Source organism: Motilibacter deserti (genome assembly GCF_011250635.1).
GTDB classification, from domain to species: domain Bacteria; phylum Actinomycetota; class Actinomycetes; order Motilibacterales; family Motilibacteraceae; genus Motilibacter_A; species Motilibacter_A deserti.
On the sequence record NZ_JAANNP010000268.1, the window covers coordinates 1 to 665 of the forward strand.

The following is a 665-nucleotide window of genomic DNA, read 5'->3' on the forward strand; positions in this document are numbered from 1 at the left end:
GATCTACACGTCAGGTTCCACGGGACGCCCGAAGGGCGTCCTGGTGCCGCACTCCGGCATCGTCAACCGGCTGGTCTGGATGCAGCACCGCTACGGGCTCGAGCCCGGCGAGCGAGTGCTCCAGAAGACGCCTTCGGGCTTCGACGTGTCGGTCTGGGAGTTCTTCTGGCCGTTGCAGGTCGGCGCGACGCTGGTGGTCGCCCGGCCGGAGGGCCACAAGGACCCGGCGTACCTCGCCGCCCTGCTGCGCGACGAGCGGATCACCACCCTGCACTTCGTCCCGTCGATGCTCGCGGCGTTCCTCGCGCAGAACACTCCCACCGACCTCGCGGCCTGCACATCGCTGCGACGCGTCGTCTGCAGCGGCGAGGCGCTGCCGGGCGAGCTGAAGGACACGTTCCACGCGGCGTACGCGGGAGCGCAGGCCCCCGCCCTGCACAACCTCTACGGCCCCACCGAGGCGTCGGTCGACGTGACGTCGTGGGAGTGCCGGCCCGAGCACGGGCCGGGCCCGGTGCCGCTCGGCGGCCCGGTCTGGAACACCCGGCTGTACGTCCTCGACGCCGCGCTGCGCCCCGTCGCCCCCGGCGTCGCCGGCGAGCTCTACCTCGCCGGCGTGCAGCTGGCCCGCGGCTACCTGCGGCGGGCGGGCCTGACGGCCGAGC

General features: G+C 73.5%; 1 protein-coding gene. It reads left to right on the forward strand.

The window, feature by feature from the left end; genetic code table 11:
- Positions 1-665, forward strand: a 665-nt coding sequence (locus tag G9H71_RS22985; protein ID WP_166285046.1) for an AMP-binding protein, incomplete at both ends; no start/stop codon positions are given.